Genomic DNA, 21,288 nt, shown 5'->3' with positions numbered 1-21,288 from the left:
CCCATCGAACACCTGGCCACCGACACTAAGACCTCAACAAAGGTTGAGCGCAAGCCCATTCCGTATCGATTCCGCGCACAGCGAACAGAGTGCTGATCTTGCGTCCGGCGGGTGCATAGGCTGGCAGGGTGGGTATGCAGCGGCTGGCGGCGGCGTTGGGGCGCGGGATTGCGGGCGAGGTCGATGCGTCCGCGCGTAGGCGTGCGGAGTACTCCTCCGATGCGTCGAACTATCGGGTGCTCCCGGCCGCGGTCGTCTTTCCGCGCGGGGCCGAGGATGTGGCGCGCACGCTCGAATTCGCCCGGGGTAATGGGCTGTCGGTAACCGCGCGGGGTGCGGGGACGTCGGTGGCCGGCAATGCCATCGGGCCCGGGATAGTGGTGGACTTCAGCCGATATATGAATTGCATCGGTGAGCTGGACCCGGACCGGCGCATCGCACGCGTCCAGCCCGGCGTTGTCCTCGCCGAATTACAGCGCGAGGCCGCGGTTCACGGGCTGCGGTTCGGGCCCGATCCGTCGACGCAGAATCGGTGCACGCTGGGCGGGATGATCGGCAACAATGCGTGCGGACCGCATGCGGTGGCGTGGGGGCGCACCTCGGATAATGTGCGTGAGCTGCGCATTCTCGATGGGACGGGAGCCGAGCGGGCGCTCGCGGCCGACCCGTCCGTCATTGCGGGCCTGACCGAATTCACCCGCGCCGGTCTCGCGGTGATCCGCACCGAACTCGGCCGATTCGATAGGCAGGCATCGGGCTACGGTCTGGAACATCTACTGCCGGAACGTGGTTCGGCGGTCGCGAAGTCGTTCGTAGGGACCGAGGGGACCTGCGGGTTGCTGCTCGATGCCACGGTTGATCTGGTGCCGCTACCGCGGGCCACCGTGCTCACGGTGCTCGGCTATCCCGATATCGCCACGGCCGCAGACGATGTCGCGGCGGTCATGGCCTGCGACCCGATTGCGGTAGAGGGTATCGATGCGCGACTGGTCGATATCGTGCGCGTGCACCGCGGAGCCACCAGCGGTGTGCCGGAACTGCCGCGCGGTAGCGGCTGGCTGTTCGTCGAGTCCGCCGGTGATACCCCCGCCGAGGCGTATGCCACAGCGGAGCAGCTCTGCCGGACCGTCGGCGCGCTGGACTCCAGGATTGTCACCGATCCCGGTGCCGCCGCGGCACTTTGGCGCATTCGAGCCGAAGGCGCGGGCCTGGCCGGTCGCACTCCGGCGGGTCATCCGGCCTGGCCGGGTTGGGAGGATGCGGCCGTCCCACCGGAGCACCTCGGTGCGTATCTGCGCGATTTCGCCATGCTGACAAAGGACCACGGCGTGGACGGACTGCTCTACGGTCACGTCGGCGACGGCTGCATTCACGTCCGCCTCGATCTGCCGATTCTCGATGCGCCGCAACGCTTTCGGAGTTTCATACAGGATGCGACCGAGCTGGTGGTCCGCTACGGTGGCTCGCTGTCCGGCGAGCACGGCGATGGCCGGGCCCGCTCGGAATTGCTCTCGATGATGTACTCCCAGGACGCCCTCGACGCATTCGCCGGGTACAAGGCGCTTTTCGATCCAGATGATGTGCTGAACCCGGGTGTCCTGGTTGCGCCGCGCCCCATCGATGCCGACCTACGGCTGGTCGGAGTGCGGCCGATCGGAGCGGGTGGTTTCGCGTTTCCGCACGACGACGGCGATATCACCACCGCCGTCCATCGCTGCGTCGGTATCGGCAAATGCCGCGCCGACACCCGCGCGACCGGTGGCTTCATGTGCCCGTCGTATCTGGCCACCGCCGACGAGAAGGACAGCACCCGCGGCCGAGCGCGTGTGCTGCAGGAGGTGGTGCGCGGTGCACTCCCCTGGTCGTCCGAGGCGGTCGCCGAATCGCTCGATCTGTGCCTGTCCTGCAAGGCATGTCGCTCCGACTGCCCGGCCGGGGTCGATATGGCTACCTACAAATCCGAGGCACTCTACCGTCGCTACCGGCACCGCCTGCGTCCCATCGATCATTACGCTCTGGGTTGGCTGCCGCGCTGGCTCGGTGTCGCGGGTCGCATGCCGCGAGCGGCGAATGCGCTGGCCGAAATCGGGTGGTTGCGTCGAATCACCTTGCGTGCGGGCGGAATTGATCCGCGACGTGCGGTACCGCGACTCGCCGACCGCAGTTTCCGCAGGAGCTGGCACGACCGCGGGCATTCGGACGGGACACCCGAAGTGCTCCTGTGGATCGATACTTTCACCGACGCCTTCGACCCCGAAATAGCCCAGGCCGCAGTGCAACTGGTGGAATCTCTCGGCTACCGAGTCCGCATACCGCGGCGGCGCGTGTGCTGCGGCCTCACCTGGATCAGCACCGGCCAACTCGACGGCGCTCGGGCCCGGCTGCGCGCGACACTGACCGAACTGGATGAGCATGTGCGTGGCGGCGGCATCGTCGTCGGCCTCGAGCCGTCCTGTACGGCGGTCCTGCGCTCGGACCTGCCGGAACTGCTACCGGACGACCCGCGCGCCGCCGCGACCGCCGCTGCCGTGCACACACTCGCCGAATTCCTTGCCGAACAGCCGAACTGGCGGCCGCCAGCACGACCGGGACAGTCTGCGGTCGTCCAACCGCATTGCCATCATCATGCCGTAATCGGCTTCGACGAAGATCGCCGACTATTAGCCAGCATGCAGATAAATGTGACAGAGGTCACCGGCTGCTGCGGCCTGGCCGGAAACTTCGGAATGCAATCCGACCATTACGACATTTCGGTCGCGGTCGCCGAGAATGGCTTGCTTCCGGCGCTACGGAATGCCGACGACGATTCGATCTTGATAGCCGACGGCTTCTCGTGTCGAACTCAGGCTATGCAGCTGAGCGGCCGTCGAGGCCTACACCTCGCGCAATTCCTGCTCGGCGAATGAGTCTCAGCTGCCGAACGGCAGCGTGCCGGACGGAATCTGGTAGCCCGAGCTGCCCGCGGAAACCGCACCCCAGGCATTGAGCAACCAGTTGAGCGCGTTGGTGATCATTTCGTACCTCCGTTATGGCGACTGCCAGCTGTTTGCCGAACGCATCAATATCGCCACACCAATTCTTCGCGTTACAAAATAACGGGGATCAGCGATTATGCCGAATCCGTATGGCAAATCGCACATTCGGACCGAAAAAATTGTGAGCCGGGCAACATTCGAGGCCCGCGCGCCCGCCGCCCACCTACCGGGGCACAATGGGGCGGTGCGCAATCAGATGGCCGAGCCGGACCTGAACCGGACCGGCCTGACCAGGACGATCACGGCCGAGCGGCCGATCGATCTCGCGCCTACCCTCGCGCCACTGTCTCGCGGCAGCGGCGACCCGTGCCACCAGGTCACCCATGACGGCGCGCACTGGCACGCCTCCCGAATGCCGACCGGCCCGGTCACCTACCGTCTGATCCAAGCCGATCGCCACACCGCCGACGCCCGCGCCTGGGGTCCGGGCGCGGCCGAATTCCTCGACGGACTCGACCACATGCTGTGCCTGGACGAGGATGTTTCCGACTTCGCCCCCGAACATCCGAAGATCGTCGACGCGCACCGCCGCTTTCCCGGACTGCGCATGCTGCGCACCGGTCTGGTCTTCGAGGCATTGGTCCCCGCCGTGCTGGAACAGAAGGTGCACACCGTCTCCGCCCGCGCGTCCTGGCGAAAGCTGGTGCGACAGTTCGGCTCTCCCGCACCCGGTCCAGCACCCGCCGGACTGCTGCTGCCACCCGACGCCGATACTTGGCGCAAGATCCCGTCCTGGACCTGGCACCGCGCCAATGTCGGGCCGCAGCGCGCGCAGACGATCGTGCGCGCGGCCCGGGTGGCGGGCGCGCTGGAGCGGGCGTCGGGCGAAAGTCCGGTCGAAGCCGCCCGCCGCCTGCGCACGGTCCCCGGTATAGGGGTGTGGACCGCCGCCGAGATCGGGCAGCGCGCCTTCGGTGACGCGGATGCCCTCTCGGTCGGCGACTACCACCTGGCGGCCATCGTCGGCTGGACGCTGCTCGGTGAACCCATCGACGACGACGCGATGGTCGAATATCTGGAACCGCTACGGCCACATCGCTATCGGGCCGTCCGCCTGCTGGAGATCAGCGGTTACGCGCACAAGCCGAAGTTCGGCCCGCGCACCCCGCTCACCGATCACACCTGGCACTGAGCGGATCCGCCGGACAACTCGCTTCGGCAGACCGTATTTCGTCTGCGCGACAGCGTGACGTCGATGTGCCAGGGACTCGGCGGTCACCCAGCGCAGCACCCGAATGCAGTCGGCAAGCACCTCCGGGACGCCCGGTGACTCGGCAGCGGGCCTCATAACGGCAGGGCGCGCTCGTCCAGCACACATTTGCCCGCATCGACCAGCGTGGTCCGCGCCGCACGGCGGACCCGGCACCGGTCGACGGTGCAGTCGATATGCAACTGCATTGCGGCGTGGGCTTGTTCGATTGTCAGCACACCAGGGTCGTTTCCGCAGGCCAATAGCGACGCGACGGGCATGTGCAGGTTGGTGAGTTGCATCAGGCAACCTCCGCCCGGCGACGCACCGAGCGGACATGTCGGGTGTACCGGGAGATCGGTCCCTGGTCCCACGGGGCCTGTCGAACCGCCATACCCAGCGCCTCGAGTACAGTCAGGCCGACCTCGTCCGCGAGATCGCCGACCGCGGCGAACAGCGATGGCACCACCTCAGCAACTTTCAGCGCGGCAACCGCCTGGTCGCAGGTCAGCGTGCGTCCGGGCAAATAAGAAACCACCCAGTTCTCCTGCCCGACACTGCGGGCACGATGCGGGGTCAAATCGCTGGTCATCAAGGACGACGCTATGACACTTACAGCCATGACTCCTCGTTCCTATGTGCGATTCCTGCGACGCTCGCGACGCGCCCGCAGGCGGTAGCTAGCGTGACCACGGAGGGCGCCGCGAGCGTCGCCATCGAATCCTGCGACGCTCGCGACGCGCCCGCAGGCGGTAGCTAGCGTGACCACGGAGGGCGCCGCGAGCGTCGCCATCGAATACTGTGCGCGCCCGGAGGTTTCACAGGAGGAGGGAAAGGCGCCTGTTCCGCTCCGGGCACACTCCCAGCACACCATCGCGGCAGGTCACGAACAGCGTCCTTCGTGGATATCCAAAGTTTTGAGGCGAATTCCCAGCACAAAACCCAGCAGGGAAGGGAGGATTCTCCATAGTGGACGAAAGAGCCCTCTGCCCAAGCGAAGTGCCGGGGAACCGAGCTTGTGGGGTCGCCCCGGAGCAACCGTTGGGTTTGCATCCGAGCCCGTGACGTGCGCGACGGGCCCGGAAGCGGAACCCTACGCGCCCACGTAGGGACCCGAGAACGTCGCAATTGAATACAGAACGGAGCGTGCTGTGTCAGCGAATTCGGCAAGAGCGTCGGAAACCCCGGACCGGCTATTCCCTGAGAACGCCGCCTCCACTCTACCCAGACGCCAGCTCGGCAGGTATCTCCGGGACTGGCGCACCCAGTCGGGTCTCACCATCGCGGAGGCATCCAGGCTGATGGAGTGGGGTGCAAGCACGTTGCAGCGCTTGGAAAAAGGCCACGCCGACCGCATCCGAACGATCGACATCCAAGAACTGTGTCGTATTTACGGCATACCGGACGAATTGTCCGATGGTCTGAAGGGCCTGGCCCAGCAAGCCGCTGTCAAGAGCTGGTGGCATGCCTACGGCGATCTCATCCCCGAAAACTTCGACGTCTATGTCGGTTTGGAGGCATCGGCTCAAAAGCTCACTTCCTACCAATCCGAAATCGTACTCGGCCTACTTCAGATTGCCGATTACGCCAGGGCTCTCAATCGCCTTGGCTATCCGGATGATTCGGACGCGGAGATCGAGCGCCGGGTCCAATTGCGTATGCAGCGACAGGCTTTGATCACCCGCAAGGTCGCACCGGCGACGGTGAACGTGATCCTGCACGAGTCGGTTTTGCGTCGGGTGGTCGGTGGCGCCAAAGTGATGGCGGCGCAGCTACGTCATCTTGCCGATATCAGCACCCAACCCAATATCTCCTTGCGTATTCTGCCGTTCGCGGCCGGCATTCCGCTCGGAGTGTCCACCGGACCGTTCACAATTCTCGAATTCGGGATCGACAGCAAAGGCCAGCCGGTCGAGCCGCCGGTGGTGTACGCAGAGGGCTTCACGGGGGATCTCTACCTCGAAAGACATGCTGATGTACGGCGGTACGATCGTGCGCACGAGTGCCTCCAGCGCTGCGCGCTGGATATTCAACCCAGTAGACATCTGCTCCGGCAGATAGCGAAGGAGTATGTGGCATGAGTATGGATTTGGTTGGCGCGCAATGGTTCAAGAGCACGCGCAGCGGTGCGGGCAAGGACTGCGTCGAGGTCGCCTTTCTCGCGGGCGGCCGGATCGGCGTACGCGACAGCAAAAATCCCGGTGGACCTGCCCTCGTCTTCGGTACGGGCGCATGGCACGCTTTCACCGCAGGTGTTGCGGGCGGCGAGTTCTGAGGAGTTGCGGGCGTGAGCATCAATGAGGGCGCGAAAGTAGATTTGACCGGTGCGGTCTGGCGTAAAGCCGGCGAGGGCGCGGGTAAGGACAGCGTCGAGGTGGCGCTATTGGATGCCGGGCATGTCGCGCTGCGCGACGGTAAGGACCCGGACGGGCCGGTCCTGGTCTTCACCCCCGGTGAGTGGGCCGCCTTCACAGCGGGTGTGCACGATGGTGAGTTCGACCGGCCCAAGTCCTAGGGCGAGTGACCCGGCGGGTGTCGTGCCCGCCGGGTTCGGTCACGTGACCGCAGACTGAGTCCCTCCATTGATCAGATCTGCTCGGGAAGATCACGAAATAGCGCAGATTCGACAACGAAACCGCGTTTGCCGAGGGGCATTACGGGTAGCCCACATCTTGTGGACCGTGGGCTCAAGAGTTCCCATCCTCGGTACAAGAAACTGCGGCCGGGCGATTGGGTGGAATGGCTGATCGTGGCACTGCTTTTCGCGGTGTCCGCGGTCGGCGTGTTCGTCCTGACCGGCTCGTTCCTCTCGGCACTTTTCGTCGGGGTGCTCGTGTGGGTCGTCGCCGTCGGGGTAGTCGCGTTGTTATAAGGGTGCGCCGACCGGCCGGGCATTCCTACCCCGGCCGGTCGTCCAGTATCGGTTGATCAGCGCCGGAAGAGCTTGTTGCCCAACCAGACCAGCGGATCGTATTTCTTGTCCGCCACCCGCTCCTTCATCGGAATCAGGGCATTATCGGTGATCTTGATGTGTTCCGGGCAGACCTCGGTGCAGCATTTGGTGATATTGCAGAGCCCGAGCCCCTGCTCTTCCTGAGCCAGATCGCGACGGTCGGCCACATCGAGCGGATGCATCTCCAATTCGGCGATCCGCATCAGGAAGCGCGGACCGGCGAACGACTCCTTGTTCTCCTCGTGGTCGCGGACCACGTGACAGGTGTTCTGGCACAGGAAACATTCGATGCACTTGCGGAACTCCTGGGAGCGCTCCACATCGACCTGCTGCATCCGGTAGTCACCCGGCTTCAGATCATCCGGCGGTGTGAAAGACGGTATCTCCCTTGCCTTCTGGTAGTTGAACGACACATCGGTCACCAGATCCCGGATCACCGGGAAGGTGCGCATCGGTGTGACCGTGATCAGCTCGTCCGGCTGGAAGGTCGACATCCGGGTCATGCACAGCAGCCGCGGCCGACCGTTCACCTCGGCCGAACACGAACCACATTTGCCCGCTTTGCAATTCCACCGCACCGCGAGATCCGGCGCCTGGGTGGCCTGCAGCCGGTGGATGATGTCGAGCACCACCTCGCCCTCGTTCACCTGGACGGTGTAGTCCTGCAGTTCCCCGCCGTCGATATCACCGCGCCACACGCGGAATTTGGCGTCGTAACCCATTCTTACGCCTCGCCTTCCGTGGCCGAAACCGAACCTGCCGGATGGGAGGCGAGATCGGCTGAGTTGTAATACTTTTCGAGCTCACCCAGATCGAAGAGCGCGAGCAGATCGTCTCGCATCGGGATCTGGTCCTCCGGGGTGACCCGCACGCCGGGCACCGGTCCGTCCGCATCGGCGGAATCGATTGCGCACACCAGCAGCTTGTTGCGCCAATCCGGATCCATGGCAGGGAAGTCGTCGCGGGTGTGTCCGCCGCGACTCTCGGTGCGCAATAGGGCCGCTTGCGCGACACATTCGCTGATCAGCAACATATTGCGCAGGTCGAGGGCGAGATGCCAGCCCGGGTTGAACTGCCGGTGCCCCTCCACGGTCACACTGTCGAAGCGGGTCCGCAGTTCGGCGAGGCGCTCGATGGCCTCCTGCAACTCGTGTTCCTTGCGGATGATGCCGACCAGATCGTTCATGGCCTGCTGCAGATCGGTGTGCAGGGTGTAGGGGTTCTCCCCGGTCCCTTCGGCGGGCGGATCGAACGGCGCCACAGCGGCTTTCGCGGCCGCGTCGATATCCGCATCGGCCACCGCGGGGCGCTCCGGCAGTTGTTCGACGTAGGTCGCTGCGCCGAGTCCGGCCCGCCGACCGAATACCAGCAGATCGGACAGCGAATTGCCGCCGAGCCGGTTCGAGCCGTGCATACCGCCGGAACACTCACCCGCGGCGAACAATCCGGGCACGGTCGCCGCGCCGGTATCCGGATCGACCTCGATTCCACCCATCACGTAGTGGCACGTCGGGCCGACCTCCATCGGCTCCTTCGTAATGTCCACGTCCGCGAGCTCTTTGAACTGATGGTGCATCGAGGGCAGCCGCCGCCGGATCTCCTCGGCGGGCAGTCGCGAGGCGATATCCAGATACACACCACCGTGTTCGGTGCCGCGTCCCGCCTTCACCTCCGAGTTGATGGCGCGGGCCACTTCGTCGCGCGGCAGCAGATCCGGTGTGCGGCGGGCGGAGTCGTTATCGCGCAACCACTGATCGGCCTCTTCCTCGGTTTCGGCGTACTGCCCCTTGAAGACCGGCGGAATGTACTCGAACATGAACCGCTTGCCTTCGGTGTTCTTGAGCACCCCACCGTCACCGCGCACACCCTCGGTGACCAGAATGCCCTTCACACTGGGTGGCCAGACCATGCCGGTCGGATGGAACTGCAGGAATTCCATATTGATCAGCGTCGCGCCGGCCCGCAGGGCCAGCGCGTGGCCGTCACCGGTGTACTCCCACGAGTTCGAGGTGACCTTGTAGGACTTGCCGATGCCGCCGGTCGCGACCACCACGGCGGGCGCCTCGAACAGCACGAACCGGCCGGACTCGCGCCAGTATCCGAATGCACCGGCGATACGGTCGCCGTCCTTGAGCAATTCGGTGATGGTGCATTCGGCGAAAACTTTGATGCGCGACTCGTAGTCGCCGGTCTCCGCGAAATCCTCCTGTTGCAGCGAAACGATCTTCTGCTGCATGGTCCGGATGATCTCGAGTCCGGTGCGGTCGCCGACGTGCGCCAGGCGCGGGTAGGTGTGGCCACCGAAGTTGCGCTGGCTGATCCGGCCGTCGGCGGTCCGATCGAACAGTGCCCCATAGGATTCCAGTTCCCACACCCGGTCGGGCGCCTCCTGGGCGTGCAGTTCGGCCATGCGCCAGTTGTTGAGGAACTTGCCTCCCCGCATGGTGTCCTTGAAATGGACTTGCCAGTTGTCCTTTTCATTGGCATTACCCATCGAGGCGGCGCATCCGCCCTCGGCCATCACGGTGTGCGCCTTGCCGAACAACGACTTGCACACCACCGCGACGGAGAGACCGTGTTCGCGTGCTTCGATCACCGCGCGCAGTCCGGCGCCCCCGGCACCGATGACGACGACGTCGTACTTGTGCCGTTCCACTTCTGGCATGGCCGCGAAACTCCTGGTTTGTGAGGGCGGTTAGTTGATGAACCGCAGATCCGAAATCGTGTCGCTGGCAACCAACATCACGTAGAAGTCGGTCAGCGCGAGCGTGCCGAGGGTGGTCCAGGCCAGCGCCATGTGCCGGGTATTGAGCTTGGAGACCTGGGTCCAGAACCAGTACCGCACCGGGTGGGCGGAGAAGTGCTTGAGCTTGCCGCCCATGATGTGCCGGCAGGAATGGCACGACAGCGTGTAGGCCCACAGCAGCACCACATTGCCGACCAGGACGATATTGCCGAGACCGAAGCCGAAACCGCCGGTCTTGCCGTGGAACGCGGTGATCGCGTCATAGGTGTTGATCAGCGAAACCAGCACGGCCACATAGAAGAAGTAGCGGTGCGCGTTCTGGATGATCAGCGGCAGTTTGGTCTCGCCGGTGTACTTGGCGTGCGGTTCGGCGACCGCGCACGCGGGCGGAGAGAACCACACCGCGCGGTAGTAGGCCTTGCGGTAGTAGTAGCAGGTGAGCCGGAACCCGAGCAGGAACGGCAGCACCAGGAAACCCAGCGGCAGGATGGCCGGGATGTGGCCGAACCATGCGCCGAAATGGCTGGAGCCCTCGACGCAGTCGCTGCTCACGCACGGTGAGTAGAACGGGGTCAGGTAGTGGTACTCCGGAACCCAATATGCCGTTCGCACATACGATCTGATCGTCGCATAGATGACGAAAGCGGCTAGTCCGACGGCGGTTGCCAGCGGTGGGACCCACCATCGGTCGGTGCGCAGTGTGCGCGCGGAGATGGCGGCCCTGGTCTTGCTGAAGACGCCGGTGCCCGTTTCCGGGGCGGCGGTCGGTGCGGCACTCACAGGTGGATGCCTCGCTGATCTGCTGTGCGGATGGTCCCCGTGACCTCCGCAATCGAATGTGATGCTGAGCACCATACGACACCCCCGCTATGGCTCGAGCGGGGTCCCGGCAAAGCCGACCCGCCTAGGGGGCCGTGATTTCTGCCACATTCGATCCAGGTTTGGTCGCCACACAGGGTGGTGAACCCGTTACACCGCGCAGATCAGAGCGGTATTGCGAGCAGATGCGGTCGCGGGCCCGCTCGGCGTCGAGCCGGGTCCGCGAACCGGATTACTTTGTGCGCGGGCGGGAATGGAAGCCGAGGCCCTCGTCCTGTGCGCCCATCCACGCGGCTTCGTCGGATTTGCTGTCCGGTACGTAGATGGTCTCTTGCGGACGGCGCGTGATCTCCTGCGGTGGCGACTGCTCGAGTTCGTCGGCATCGATGACGAGCCGCTCGAGGTCGTTTTCCAGTCGTCGCACCGAATTGGCGTCGCCGTAGTGGGAGCGCAGTGCGCCGATGGATTGCCGGAGCTGGCCGACCGCGTAGCGCAGTTCCGCTATGTCGCTGCGTGTCATCGATACCTCCTGTGTTCCTTGGCGGACAGACGAACTCGATGGGTAGCGATGGGTTCCATGGTCTGCCTGGAACGCGCTCTACCGAGTCGTGTGACTCACCACACAACGTGATCTTTAACACAGTACGTGAGGAATCCGATTTTGGCTCGTCGTGCCCACAATTCCGGTGGTTCGCCCGAATATCGCCGAGGGTTGGCTACCGGCCTGTTGTGGGTTCCGACGAACGGTTCGTCAGCTGGCGGTGGCGTACTCGGGGCCGTGCCCGTGCATGGCGGTGACGGCCCGGTCGACCAGCGCGACGATGGACAACGCCACCTCCTCGGCCCGCTCGAGATGCACGCTGTGCCCCGCGCCCTCGAGCCGGACCAACTCCGAGCCCGCCAGTTGCGAGGCGAGTACCACCGAATGTGCGAAGGGCACAACGATGTCGGCCGAACCGGCCAGCACCAGCGCCGGAATGCCGCCGAGGTGGTGCAGCGATGCGGTCTCGTCGAAGGTCATCAGCGAGGTCAGGAAGCTCGACATGGTGAGCAGCGGGGTGTCGTTCATCATCGCGGCGGCCACCGCGACCATGCGCGGATTCGTCCGCTTGGTGCCCATATTCGCCTCGCGGGCGATCGGCTCGAAGATCCGGCGGGAAAGACGCTTCGAGGCCTGCATGAATCGGGGCGCTCGCAGCACCGCGAGCTGCAACGAGTTCACCGCGCGCCGATTCAGGAAACGGCCGATCCCGACCTCGGTGATGCCATTGGCCGCACCTGCGATGAGGCCGACGCCGACCACCCGGGTGCCGATGGTCGCCGGGAACAGCCGGGCGTAGGCGAGGGTGACCATCGCACCCATCGAATGTCCGATGAGGATGATCGGGCCGGTCGGCACAACCGACCGCAGCACGGCGTCGAGGTCGTGGCCGAGTTGATCGATGGTGTAGGTGGAGGGATGGGCAACGCCGGATTCGCCGTGTCCGCGGTGGTCGTAGAAAACCATCCGTATGTCCGAGCTGCTGTACTTACCCGCCCCGCCGGCTTCCCCGGCCGCCATCCCCAATTGCCGCAACAGTTGATCGCGCAGGAATGACCAGGACTCGGCCCGCAGGCAGTGACCGTGCGCGAAGACGACGGTCAGTTGAGCATCGTCGGCGCCGAAGGTACGGACCGCGATCGGGGTGCCGTCGTCGGCCGATACCGTGATCCGGTGGCCGTCGTAGTCGGCGGCTCGGCGGGCAGTCGTCGTGGACATGACGATTCTCCTGTGTCTGGTAGGACACCCGGTTCGGAGCGTTCTTGCCCGGTTGTCGGGCGGAATTCCCGCCCCGTTAGCGCGCCATACCGTCCGTTATGTACGCGTTGTCCAACTGACGCCGCTGATCGACCTGGCCCGGGCCCGCTAGCCCGTGGATCGGTAAATCTATGAATGGATAGGTCAAGCGCTAGATTCCGGTAGACGCCCATGATCGACCCGTGGCATTGCCGTCTATCGGGTAATCGATCGGATCTCCTAGAGTCCGCTATAAATTGTTATGGGACCGTAACCATACGTCGAGTATCGGAAATATGTCTATATCTAGAAATTTTCCGAGATATGTGAATAATCATCACGCAACGAGCCGCCACCCACACATGGGTGACGGCTCGTCGCGGCCCCCGCGCCTAGGTGCCCACGTGGCTACGGGTCGATGGGAGGAACGGCCGCAGCAGGTTGGTCTCGGTCGACGGACCCGTCTGCCATTCGGCGATCCACGGTCCGGTGCCCTCGCTCGGATCGAAGACGCCATCCTCGAGCCACTCGTAGCGGCCGTCGAGGACGTGGCGGGTCAGGGTGCGATCGTCGTCATCAGTGTTGTCCCACAGCGCGTCGAACAACTTCTTCACCCGGATCCGCGACTGCCTGCTGAAGGTATCGGCCAATTCTTCGGCGGCCTCGGCCTCCGGTGCGCCCGCGGTCCGCAGTGCCTGCGCGCGCACGCAGGCGGCCGAGATCGCGAACAACTCCGCGCCGATATCGACGATGCGACCGAGGAAGTTCTGCCGGTATTCCAGTCCGGCCTGCCAGCGCGCCATCGCGTACATCAGCGATCTGGCCTGCTTGCGGGCGTTGCGCTCGACGAAGCGCAAATGCCGTGCCAGCGGCCCGAATTCGGCATAGGTCGCGGGCACGGTGCCCGCGCCGACGGCCAGCTGCGGGAACCACTTGGCATAGAAACCACCCGCGCCGACCGCGGCCTTGGCCTTGTCCTTGAACTCCGCATTCCGATCGACCAGCGCACCAGCCGCGGCCATATGGGCATCGGCCATCTCCCTGGCGATCAGCAGTCGCATGATTTCGCTGGACCCCTCGAAAATGCGGTTGATCCGCAGATCGCGGACCAGCTGTTCGGCCCCGACCGCGCGCTCACCGCGGGACCGCAGCGACGCCGCCGTCTCGTAGCCCCGACCGCCGCGGATCTGCACGAGTTCGTCGGCGATCTGGCAGCTCATTTCGCTGGCCCAGAGCTTGGCAAGGGCCGCCTCGATCCGGATATCGTTGCGGGCTTCGTCGCACATGGTGGCCGAAAGGTCGAGCGCGGCCTCGAGTGCGTAAGTGGTGGCCGCGATGAAGGAAATCTTCTCCCCGACCGCCGCGTGCTCGCCGACCGGCCGACCCCACTGCACCCGCTGCGTGCACCACTGCCTTGCGATCTTCAGCGACCACTTCGAGGCGGCCGTACACAGCGCAGGAATGGCGAGGCGGCCCGCATTCAGCGTGGTCAGCGCGATTTTCAGGCCGTCGCCCTCGCGACCGACGAGATTGCGCTTGGGTACCCGGACGTTGTGCAGCCGCGTGACACCGTTCTCGATGCCGCGCAGGCCCATGAACGAATTGCGCCGCTCCACCGTGATGCCGGGCGAATCGGCCTCCACGATGAAGGCCGAGATGCCACCGCGGTGGCCCTCGCTCTTGGGAATCCGGGCCATGACCACCAGCAGTTCGGCGACCACGCCGTTGGTGGTCCACAGCTTCACGCCGTTGATCTCATAGGCCTCGCCGTCCGCGGTCGGGGTCGCGGTGCTGGCCATGCGGGCCGGATCGGAGCCGACATCGGGTTCGGTGAGCAGGAACGCGCTGATCGCGCCCGCCGCGCAGCGGGGCAGGAATTCGGCCTTCTGCTCCGGGGTGCCCGCCAGCTTCAGCGGTTCGGGCACGCCGATCGACTGGTGTGCCGAAAGCAGGACCCCGAGGCTCGGGTGCGCGGACCCGACCAGCATCAGGGCCCTGTTGTAACCGACCTGGGATAGGCCCTGGCCGCCGTACTCCTCCGGGATCTTCAGGCCGAAGCAGCCGAGTTCGGCCAGACCCTTGACGTACTCGTCCGGAATCTTGGATTCCGCCTCGATGACGCTGCCGTCGAGCGATTCGCAGAACGGCCGCAGCCGGGCCAGATAGGCGTCGGTGCGCGCGGCGTCCTCGTCGCTGGGCTGGGGATAGGGGTGGATCAGATCGAGCCGGAATCGTCCCAGAAACATCTCCTTGGCGAACGATGGTTTGGCCCAACTGGTTTCGCGGGATTCCTCGACCAGTGCGCGGGCCTGTTCTTCGGTGGCGTCGACTTTTGCGGTAGTCGCCATGATGTCCTCCTCGGACGTGATCAGGATCACATAAGAGTGTAGGAGGGTTTGTTACCAGCCGGTAGATGTCGAGGTAGAGCGTTATCTATCAATCTCTAATGATCTTGATAGACGGGCAAGTGGGGTCGTAGCGATTGCTTGCAGATCGCTCGAAACGGTCAGCAGCGATTGCTTGCAGATCGCTCGAAACGGTCAGCAGCGATTGCTTGCAGGTCGCGTGTAAGGGTCAGCAGCGATTGCCTGTAGATCGCGCGAAAGGATCAGCCGACCCTTGCCGTGCGCCGGGGTGCCGGAGTTCTTGACAACCGAGCCTCGGATGTGGGGTAGTGGGCCGAACGCGCCAGACGACATGGTCCGTATTCCCTTGGAGGGGAGGGGTGTTGTTACGGCCCGGGCAGGTGTTCGCGGGGTATTCGATCGTGCGGCCACTCGGTTCCGGCGGGATGGGCGCGGTCTATCTCGCCGAGGATCCGGTATTGCCGCGGCAGGTGGCGCTGAAGGTGCTGGCCGAGCAACTCGGCGCCAACCATCGTTATCGCGGCATATTCCGGCGTGAGGCCGATCTGGTGTGCCGCCTGGACCATCCGAATGTCGTCTCGGTCTACAACCGGGGCGAGGAGGGCGAAGCGCTGTGGATGGCGATGCAGTACGTCGACGGCACCGATGCGGGCGAACTCATGCACAAAGAACCCGGTGGATTGGCGCCCAACCGGGCGGCGCGCATCGTGTGCGAGGCCGCGAAGGGGCTGCATCACGCGCATGAGCAGAATCTGCTGCACCGCGATGTCAAACCGTCGAACATCCTGGTCGCCGACGGTGCCGACGGTGAACGCGTGCTGGTCGCCGATTTCGGGCTGGCCCGCACCGTCGAGGATGCCGCGACGGTAACCGAAACGGGTTGGCGCGCTTGCACTCCCGCCTTTGCTGCGCCCGAGGTGCTACGCGGTCTCGCGGTCGATCGTCGCGCGGATGTCTATTCTCTCGGCGCCACCCTGTCGGCGCTGTTGACCGGCGCGAATCCGAATGGGGCTGCGCCGTCGCCGGCCGGCACGCGAACGGTGCGGGATACGCTCGCGCCGACTCGAGTGCGTCCGGATGTGCCGCCGGCGCTGGAAGAGGTCATCGCGCGGGCGATGGCGGCACAGCCGGAGCAGCGATATCAGACCTGTGTGGAGTTCGCGCGGGCCGTCGAGCTGGCTGTCAGCGATACCGAGCGCTGGCCGTACCGATGGGGGTTGTCCGGCCTGGTGCGTCGTCCGCGTGGCCGCATCGCCGCGCTCGGGGGGATCGCTGTCGTTGTTGTGGCAGCAGTGATGACCGCCGTCTGGCCGACTCCGCATCGATCCGATGGCGCGACCCCCATGACGGTCCCGCGGACGAGCGCTGCGAAGACGGGCCTGCTGCGGTGCTATTGGCGGGTGCGGGTACCGATCGGCACCGACTTCTATCTCGAATTGCCCAGCGGGGCAGCCGATCACGACGATTCGCGCTGCGCGCTCGATGACGGCGATCGAGGCGATTCGGTCATGGCCTTGCGGCAGGCGCTGACCATCTGCCACGGCATCGAACTGGATGCGACGACGGTGTACGACACTCCGATGAAGCGTGCCATTCGGCATCTGCAGGTCGACCACGGCGCCGCGGTCGATGGCATCTACGGACCGGAGACGCGGGCGAAAGCCATCCAGTGGCCGGTATTTCGGGTCGCCGACGGTGCCTTCGACGGCCGATGCGTACCGGCGCCATGACACTCGGTGCCGAGACGCCGCTCGATGTACGCATCCTCGGTCCGGTCCGGTGGTACGTCTCGGGTCGTCCGCTCGTCGTCGGCGGACCGCTGACCAGGGCGATGCTCGCGGTTCTGGTAGTCAACCGGCGCAATGCCATCTCGCCGACGCGGTTGGCGAACACCATCTGGGATGGTGATCCGCCGCCCAGTTTTCGCGCGAACCTGCACAATCGCATCGCCGAACTGCGGGCCACGCTGCAAGCCGCCGACGTGGCCGCGACCGCGATATTGCGCACCGACAGTTCCGGCAACTACTGCCTCGACATTCGCGACGAGCAATGCGATCTCGGCCGTTTCGAACAGGCCAGGACCGAGGCGATGGCCTCCTTCGGCAGCGGTGATCACGAACATGCCGCCGAGCACTTCCTGCGGGCACTCGGGGAATGGAGCGGAGCGGCGCTGGACGGGCTGCCGATGTCCACCTTCGTCGAGGCGTTCTGCGCACATATGGACGAGGAGCGACAGCGCACGCTGGAGGCGCGGCTGGATCTGGAGATCGCCGCGGGCCGTGCCGCCGAGGTCATCGGGGAGCTGCGCGCGCTGACCGCACGTCATCCGCTGCGCGAAACCCTATGGGCCCAACTGATCACGGCGCTGTACGAATCGGGGCGCAACGGTGATGCGCTCGAAGCATGTCGGGCCGTGCGCCGAATACTGCGGGACCAGGGTATCGATCCGAGTGACCGGTCGACCGGGCTCGAACAGCGGATCCTGCGCCATGAACCGAGGCCGAACCGAGGCCGAATTCGCTTGCGCCTCAATGTGGATACCGATGGATCGACGCTGCTGGAGACGCTCGGCCACGTGCTGTTGTACGTCGATGACGGCAGACGCTTCGAGGTGACCGGGGCGGGTATGACGATCGGTCGCAGTGCGGACAACGACATCCGGCTCGAGGATCCGAAGACCAGTCGGCATCACGCGAGCGTTGTGTTGGACGGTGATGCGGTCCGGATCGAGGATTGTGCGTCGGCCAATGGCGTGTACGTCAATGACCAGCGCATTCGAGGTCGGGCCGCGCTGGTGCACGGGGACCGCATCCGGATCGGGTCGGTGACACTCGAGGTGCGGCGGCCACTGGCCTGAGCTGCGGGCGTGAGTACTTCGTTGGTCTGTCATTGGTCGCGGTTCCTAACTTGGCGCTACCAGCTTCGCCAGCAGGGGTGAAGCTTCGCGCACCACGAGGAACATCATGTACGCAGCACAGCTTTCCGGCGCTCATCGGATTCGCCGAGCGATTGCCGCGGCGGCCATCGGGGTCGCCGCAGTCGCCGGAACCGCCGCCATCGCGGCGCCCGCACATGCCGAGGTCCAGTACCCGGCGTCGATCGATCAGTGTCTGGCGGCCAAGCCGACCCTGCAGGAGGGGGTGCGCAACCAGGGGCCGTGTGTCGCGGCGGTCCAGGCCTTCCTGACCTTCGGCTATGGCAACGGCCAGGTCGATGTCGACGGAAAGTTCGGGCCGAAGACCAAGGCTGCGGTGCGGAACTTCCAACGCGCCGTTGGTATTTACGACGACGGCGTGGTCGGCCCGGCCACTTGGCGGTCGCTGCAGAATGCGTGCACGTCGCAGGGGAATTGCGACTACCGCTATCCCTTGCCGTTCTGAGCCTTCGACTACACGCTGCGCAGATAGCGACCGAAGTGCGGCACCGTGAACCCGATGGTGCCGCGCTCGGCCGAATAGATCAGTCCCTTCTTGATCAAACCGTCGCGGGCCGGTGACAGCGAGGCGGGTTTGCGGCCGAGCTCATTGGCCACCGCCGCGGTCGGCACCGGACCGTCGTCGCCCGCCAAATCGGCCATGGCGCGCATATATTCGCGTTCGGCGGGGGTGGCTCGCTCGTACCGGGAGCCGAAGAATCCGACGGCCAGTTCCTCTTCGGCGCTCGGTGCCGCCACCTCGACATCCTCGGCGGTGATCGGGCTCTCCGGCGCCTGATCCCAGGCGGCCTTGCCGTAGGCCTGCACGAAATACGGATAGCCATCCGCCCTCTGGTACAGGGCATCCAGCGCTTCCTCGGTGAACTTCACCTCTTCGCGCTCGGCCGGTGCGATGAGGGCTTGATCCGCCGATTCGCGGTCCAGCCGGTCGATGCGGTGGTAGCTGAACAGTCGCTCGGAGTAGCTCTTCGAGGCGGACAGTACCGCCGGTAGGTGCGGCAGCCCGGCGCCGACCACGATCAAAGGTGCGGTGTCCTGGCTCAATTCGTGACAGGCGCCGCAGATCGCGGAGATATCGGCGGGTCCGAGATCCTGCATTTCGTCGATGAAGACGGCGATGCCGACGTTGATATCGCTGGCCAGTGCGGCCGCCTCCTTGAGCAGCTCGATCAGATCGATCTCGATATCGCCGGAGTCGGCGCGACCGGTGACCGCGGGCACGTCGATCCCGGGCTGCCAGCGTTCCCGCATCCCCTTATCAGCGGTGGAGCGCAGCGCGAAAGCCTTGAGTATGCCCAAGAAGTCGTCTACGCGCTCCTGGTTGCGGTGTGCCATGGCGATCGCACGGACGGCCATATGCAGTGCGGACGACAGCGGGCGGCGCAGTTCCTGATCCGGGCGGGCCTCGATTTTGCCTGTGCCCCAACCGCGCGAGCCCGCAGCGGAGCGAAGTTGGTTGAGCAGCACGGTCTTTCCGACCCCACGCAATCCGGTGAGCATCACACTGCGTTCCGGCCGACCACGCGCGATCCGCTCCAGCACAATGTCGAAGGCCTTGAGTTGCCTATCGCGCCCGGCCAATTCGGGTGGGCGCTGTCCGGCTCCGGGAGCATACGGATTCCGCACGGGGTCCATGCCCAGACACCGTAGCGCGTTTCGTCGGTCAAATCTGGCGATATATAAGGCGTGTCCTAGATATTGCTAGCAAACTATCGCATGCTGAGGGCATGCCCACGGAACCACTCCCCACCCTTGCCGATTTGGTCGAGTCCTGGAAAGTTCCCGCCGAAGCCCCTGTGGCCGGCCAGATCCGGTCCAACATTCTGGAGGCGATCGAAGGCGGCCTCGACGATCCGCAACTCGTCGCGGATATCGCGGTGGGGCCGCTGGTGGTGGCGCTCGGTCGGCTGGAGGTCGGCTTGGCCGATGCGCGGCGGCGGATCGATGAGCTGGAGCGGGCGCTTGGTCAGCGGAGTGCGGGATCCGACGGGTAGCAGTCGGTGGATCGCGAATCCGGTGGGCGCGGCGTCACTTCCGATCGGGACTTCGGTTCGATAACGCGCAGTGCGCCGCCGATACCGTGTCGTGACCATCTGGGCGTGTCGCAATTGCGCCGCTCGTCCTGGGATTATTCGATCATCCGCGAAGAGGCTGGTCTGTGCGCTGGACAACATCGCGTCCTGGCCGTAATCTCTTCGTGACCCAGTGGAGTCTGTCGGTTCGGAAGAGAAGCGGCGCCACTGAGTTACCGCCAAAACGGCTGTCGGGGCCACCAATTCCGGCTGCCGTACCGGGACCCAGAGATTCAACTGGGAGTTGGGGCCGTTCTGCCGGTCCGAACCGACAGCTGACCCGGTCGGCGGGAGAGCAGAAAGATCGGAGACTCGGCTCGGTGGGTAAACACAGCTTGCAGCGGGAATCGCGGCTACCGAATTCCGTCAAGGGTGCGCTCGTCATGGGCGCGGTCGCCGCATCTACTGGTGCGATGCCCGCGATCCCCGCGATGGCAGCCACCATCAACATCCCGGGGATCGGCGATTTCGACGTTCCGGTTCCGCAGGAATTCGACCAGCAGGCCCAGGATCTGGGTAAGCAGCTCACCGAGGCACTCGCCTCGATGCCCGCCGCGCCCGCCCCGGAGGCCGTTGCCCCGCAGGCCGCGCCGTCGCTCCCCGGCTTGTTCGCCCCGGCCATGCCGCAGATGTTCCACAACACCGCCAGTGACGTCGCGCTGGACGCCGCCAAGTCCAAGGTCGGCGCGCAGTACTCCTGGGGTGCCTCCGGACCGTTCAGCTTCGACTGCTCGGGTCTGGTCCAATGGGCCTACAAGCAGGCCGGAATCGAACTGCCGCGTACCAGCTTCGAGCAGTCGCACGTCGGCGCTCCGGTCGCCTTCGAGGATCTGCAGCCCGGCGATATCGTGGTGACCAACGGTGGCGGCCACGTCGGCCTGTACGCCGGCGACGGCAAGCTGCTCAATGCGGTCCAGTCCGGTCAGCCGGTGTCCTACACCCCCCTGCGCCCCGACATGGTTGTGACGGCACGCCGTATGGTCTAAGGGTGGCACCCGCCCAACCGACTACCAAGAACACCGCCCCGACCCAGGCCCGCGTGGACTCCTGGACGTGGGCGGTGCGTCTTTTCAAGACCAGGTCCGCGGCTGCGGAAGCCTGCCGCGGCGGCCACGTCCGGGTGAATGGTGTTGCGGCCAAACCGGCCCAACCGGTTCGCCCCGGTGACGAGGTCCGCGTCCGAGCCGGTGGCATCGAACGCATTGTCATCGTGGAGCGCGTCATCACCAAGCGCGTCGGTCCGCCGATCGCCGCACAGTGCTTGATCGACCGCAGCCCTCCACCGCCGCCACGGGAGATTCTCGTGGCCGTGCCGCGCCGCGACCGCGGCTCCGGTCGGCCCACCAAGCGGGAACGTCGCGAGACGGATCGTCTGCTCGGCCGCACTGATAACTGA

Annotated in this window: 21 protein-coding genes; 12 read left to right on the top strand and 9 right to left on the bottom strand. The window is 65.2% G+C overall.

Annotation, left to right across the window (positions count from 1 at the left end; all coding sequences use genetic code 11):
- Nucleotides 1-134 precede the first annotated feature (134 nt).
- Entirely contained in the window at nucleotides 135-2,906 is a 2,772-nt protein-coding gene (locus ACIBW7_RS01515; protein WP_397044123.1) for an FAD-binding and (Fe-S)-binding domain-containing protein, read from the top strand.
- Between the two features lie 325 nt (nucleotides 2,907-3,231).
- A complete protein-coding gene (locus ACIBW7_RS01510; protein WP_397044121.1) occupies nucleotides 3,232-4,167 on the top strand; it encodes a DNA-3-methyladenine glycosylase family protein in 936 nt (311 codons plus the stop codon).
- Between the two features lie 152 nt (nucleotides 4,168-4,319).
- Here the strand turns inward: ACIBW7_RS01510 and ACIBW7_RS01505 are convergent, their stop codons facing one another.
- Entirely contained in the window at nucleotides 4,320-4,526 is a 207-nt protein-coding gene (locus ACIBW7_RS01505) for a hypothetical protein (protein ID WP_397043002.1), read from the bottom strand.
- Entirely contained in the window at nucleotides 4,526-4,816 is a 291-nt protein-coding gene (locus ACIBW7_RS01500; RefSeq protein ID WP_397043000.1) for a hypothetical protein, read from the bottom strand. Before ACIBW7_RS01500 ends, ACIBW7_RS01505 begins: the two co-directional genes overlap by 1 nt.
- A gap of 559 nt (nucleotides 4,817-5,375) precedes the next feature.
- On the opposite strand from ACIBW7_RS01500, the gene ACIBW7_RS01495 reads away from it, so the two are divergent.
- The 4 genes from ACIBW7_RS01495 (at nucleotide 5,376) to ACIBW7_RS01480 (ending at nucleotide 7,096) form a co-directional block, all read left to right on the top strand.
- Nucleotides 5,376-6,305, top strand: a complete 930-nt coding sequence (locus ACIBW7_RS01495; protein WP_397042999.1) for a helix-turn-helix domain-containing protein — start codon at nucleotides 5,376-5,378, stop codon at nucleotides 6,303-6,305.
- On the top strand, nucleotides 6,302-6,499 hold the full coding sequence (locus ACIBW7_RS01490) for a DUF397 domain-containing protein (protein ID WP_397042997.1): 198 nt from the start codon (nucleotides 6,302-6,304) through the stop codon (nucleotides 6,497-6,499). Before ACIBW7_RS01495 ends, ACIBW7_RS01490 begins: the two co-directional genes overlap by 4 nt.
- A 12-nt stretch (nucleotides 6,500-6,511) precedes the next feature.
- Nucleotides 6,512-6,739 (top strand): DUF397 domain-containing protein, encoded by a 228-nt coding sequence (locus ACIBW7_RS01485; RefSeq protein ID WP_397031014.1) that lies wholly within the window; start codon nucleotides 6,512-6,514, stop codon nucleotides 6,737-6,739.
- 159 nt (nucleotides 6,740-6,898) lie between these two features.
- Nucleotides 6,899-7,096, top strand: a complete 198-nt coding sequence (locus tag ACIBW7_RS01480) for a hypothetical protein (protein ID WP_040697654.1) — start codon at nucleotides 6,899-6,901, stop codon at nucleotides 7,094-7,096.
- Between the two features lie 56 nt (nucleotides 7,097-7,152).
- Here ACIBW7_RS01480 and ACIBW7_RS01475 read toward each other — a convergent pair whose 3' ends face one another.
- From ACIBW7_RS01475 to ACIBW7_RS01450, 6 genes are all read right to left on the bottom strand, one after another.
- Entirely contained in the window at nucleotides 7,153-7,899 is a 747-nt protein-coding gene (locus ACIBW7_RS01475) for a succinate dehydrogenase/fumarate reductase iron-sulfur subunit (RefSeq protein WP_397042996.1), read from the bottom strand.
- Between the two features lie 2 nt (nucleotides 7,900-7,901).
- Nucleotides 7,902-9,842, bottom strand: coding sequence for a fumarate reductase/succinate dehydrogenase flavoprotein subunit (locus tag ACIBW7_RS01470; protein ID WP_397042994.1), 1,941 nt, complete (start codon nucleotides 9,840-9,842; stop codon nucleotides 7,902-7,904).
- A 30-nt stretch (nucleotides 9,843-9,872) separates the two neighbouring features.
- Nucleotides 9,873-10,703, bottom strand: coding sequence for a hypothetical protein (locus ACIBW7_RS01465; RefSeq protein WP_397042993.1), 831 nt, complete (start codon nucleotides 10,701-10,703; stop codon nucleotides 9,873-9,875).
- Between the two features lie 271 nt (nucleotides 10,704-10,974).
- Nucleotides 10,975-11,262, bottom strand: a complete 288-nt coding sequence (locus ACIBW7_RS01460) for a hypothetical protein (protein ID WP_063042550.1) — start codon at nucleotides 11,260-11,262, stop codon at nucleotides 10,975-10,977.
- 231 nt (nucleotides 11,263-11,493) lie between these two features.
- Nucleotides 11,494-12,501 (bottom strand): alpha/beta fold hydrolase, encoded by a 1,008-nt coding sequence (locus tag ACIBW7_RS01455; protein ID WP_397042990.1) that lies wholly within the window; start codon nucleotides 12,499-12,501, stop codon nucleotides 11,494-11,496.
- 410 nt (nucleotides 12,502-12,911) lie between these two features.
- Nucleotides 12,912-14,867, bottom strand: a complete 1,956-nt coding sequence (locus tag ACIBW7_RS01450; RefSeq protein ID WP_397042988.1) for an acyl-CoA dehydrogenase family protein — start codon at nucleotides 14,865-14,867, stop codon at nucleotides 12,912-12,914.
- Between the two features lie 377 nt (nucleotides 14,868-15,244).
- On the opposite strand from ACIBW7_RS01450, the gene ACIBW7_RS01445 reads away from it, so the two are divergent.
- The 3 genes from ACIBW7_RS01445 (at nucleotide 15,245) to ACIBW7_RS01435 (ending at nucleotide 18,265) form a co-directional block, all read left to right on the top strand.
- Nucleotides 15,245-16,615 carry a serine/threonine-protein kinase gene (locus ACIBW7_RS01445; RefSeq protein ID WP_397042986.1) on the top strand — a complete coding sequence of 457 codons (1,371 nt, stop codon included), beginning with the start codon at nucleotides 15,245-15,247 and terminating at the stop codon, nucleotides 16,613-16,615.
- Nucleotides 16,597-17,742 carry a BTAD domain-containing putative transcriptional regulator gene (locus ACIBW7_RS01440; protein ID WP_397042984.1) on the top strand — a complete coding sequence of 382 codons (1,146 nt, stop codon included), beginning with the start codon at nucleotides 16,597-16,599 and terminating at the stop codon, nucleotides 17,740-17,742. The genes ACIBW7_RS01445 and ACIBW7_RS01440 overlap by 19 nt, the downstream gene beginning before the upstream one ends.
- 106 nt (nucleotides 17,743-17,848) lie before the next feature.
- Nucleotides 17,849-18,265, top strand: coding sequence for a peptidoglycan-binding protein (locus ACIBW7_RS01435; RefSeq protein ID WP_397042982.1), 417 nt, complete (start codon nucleotides 17,849-17,851; stop codon nucleotides 18,263-18,265).
- Between the two features lie 8 nt (nucleotides 18,266-18,273).
- Here the strand turns inward: ACIBW7_RS01435 and ACIBW7_RS01430 are convergent, their stop codons facing one another.
- Nucleotides 18,274-19,455: an AAA family ATPase gene (locus tag ACIBW7_RS01430; protein WP_397042980.1), complete on the bottom strand. Its 1,182-nt coding sequence runs from the start codon at nucleotides 19,453-19,455 to the stop codon at nucleotides 18,274-18,276.
- Nucleotides 19,456-19,547: 92 nt separating this feature from the next.
- Between ACIBW7_RS01430 and ACIBW7_RS01425 the strand changes: the two genes are divergently transcribed.
- The 3 genes from ACIBW7_RS01425 to ACIBW7_RS01415 all read left to right on the top strand — a co-directional run bounded on the left by ACIBW7_RS01425 (nucleotide 19,548) and on the right by ACIBW7_RS01415 (nucleotide 21,288).
- The gene (locus ACIBW7_RS01425; RefSeq protein WP_397042979.1) at nucleotides 19,548-19,814 is read left to right on the top strand and encodes a hypothetical protein; all 267 of its coding nucleotides are present in this window, start codon (nucleotides 19,548-19,550) and stop codon (nucleotides 19,812-19,814) included.
- Between the two features lie 461 nt (nucleotides 19,815-20,275).
- Entirely contained in the window at nucleotides 20,276-20,878 is a 603-nt protein-coding gene (locus ACIBW7_RS01420; protein ID WP_397044120.1) for a C40 family peptidase, read from the top strand.
- Between the two features lie 2 nt (nucleotides 20,879-20,880).
- Nucleotides 20,881-21,288: an RNA-binding S4 domain-containing protein gene (locus ACIBW7_RS01415; protein ID WP_397042977.1), complete on the top strand. Its 408-nt coding sequence runs from the start codon at nucleotides 20,881-20,883 to the stop codon at nucleotides 21,286-21,288.

This window comes from Nocardia sp. NPDC049526, from assembly GCF_044465765.1.
GTDB lineage: Bacteria > Actinomycetota > Actinomycetes > Mycobacteriales > Mycobacteriaceae > Nocardia.
This window is presented reverse-complemented; position numbering and strand designations above follow the sequence as displayed.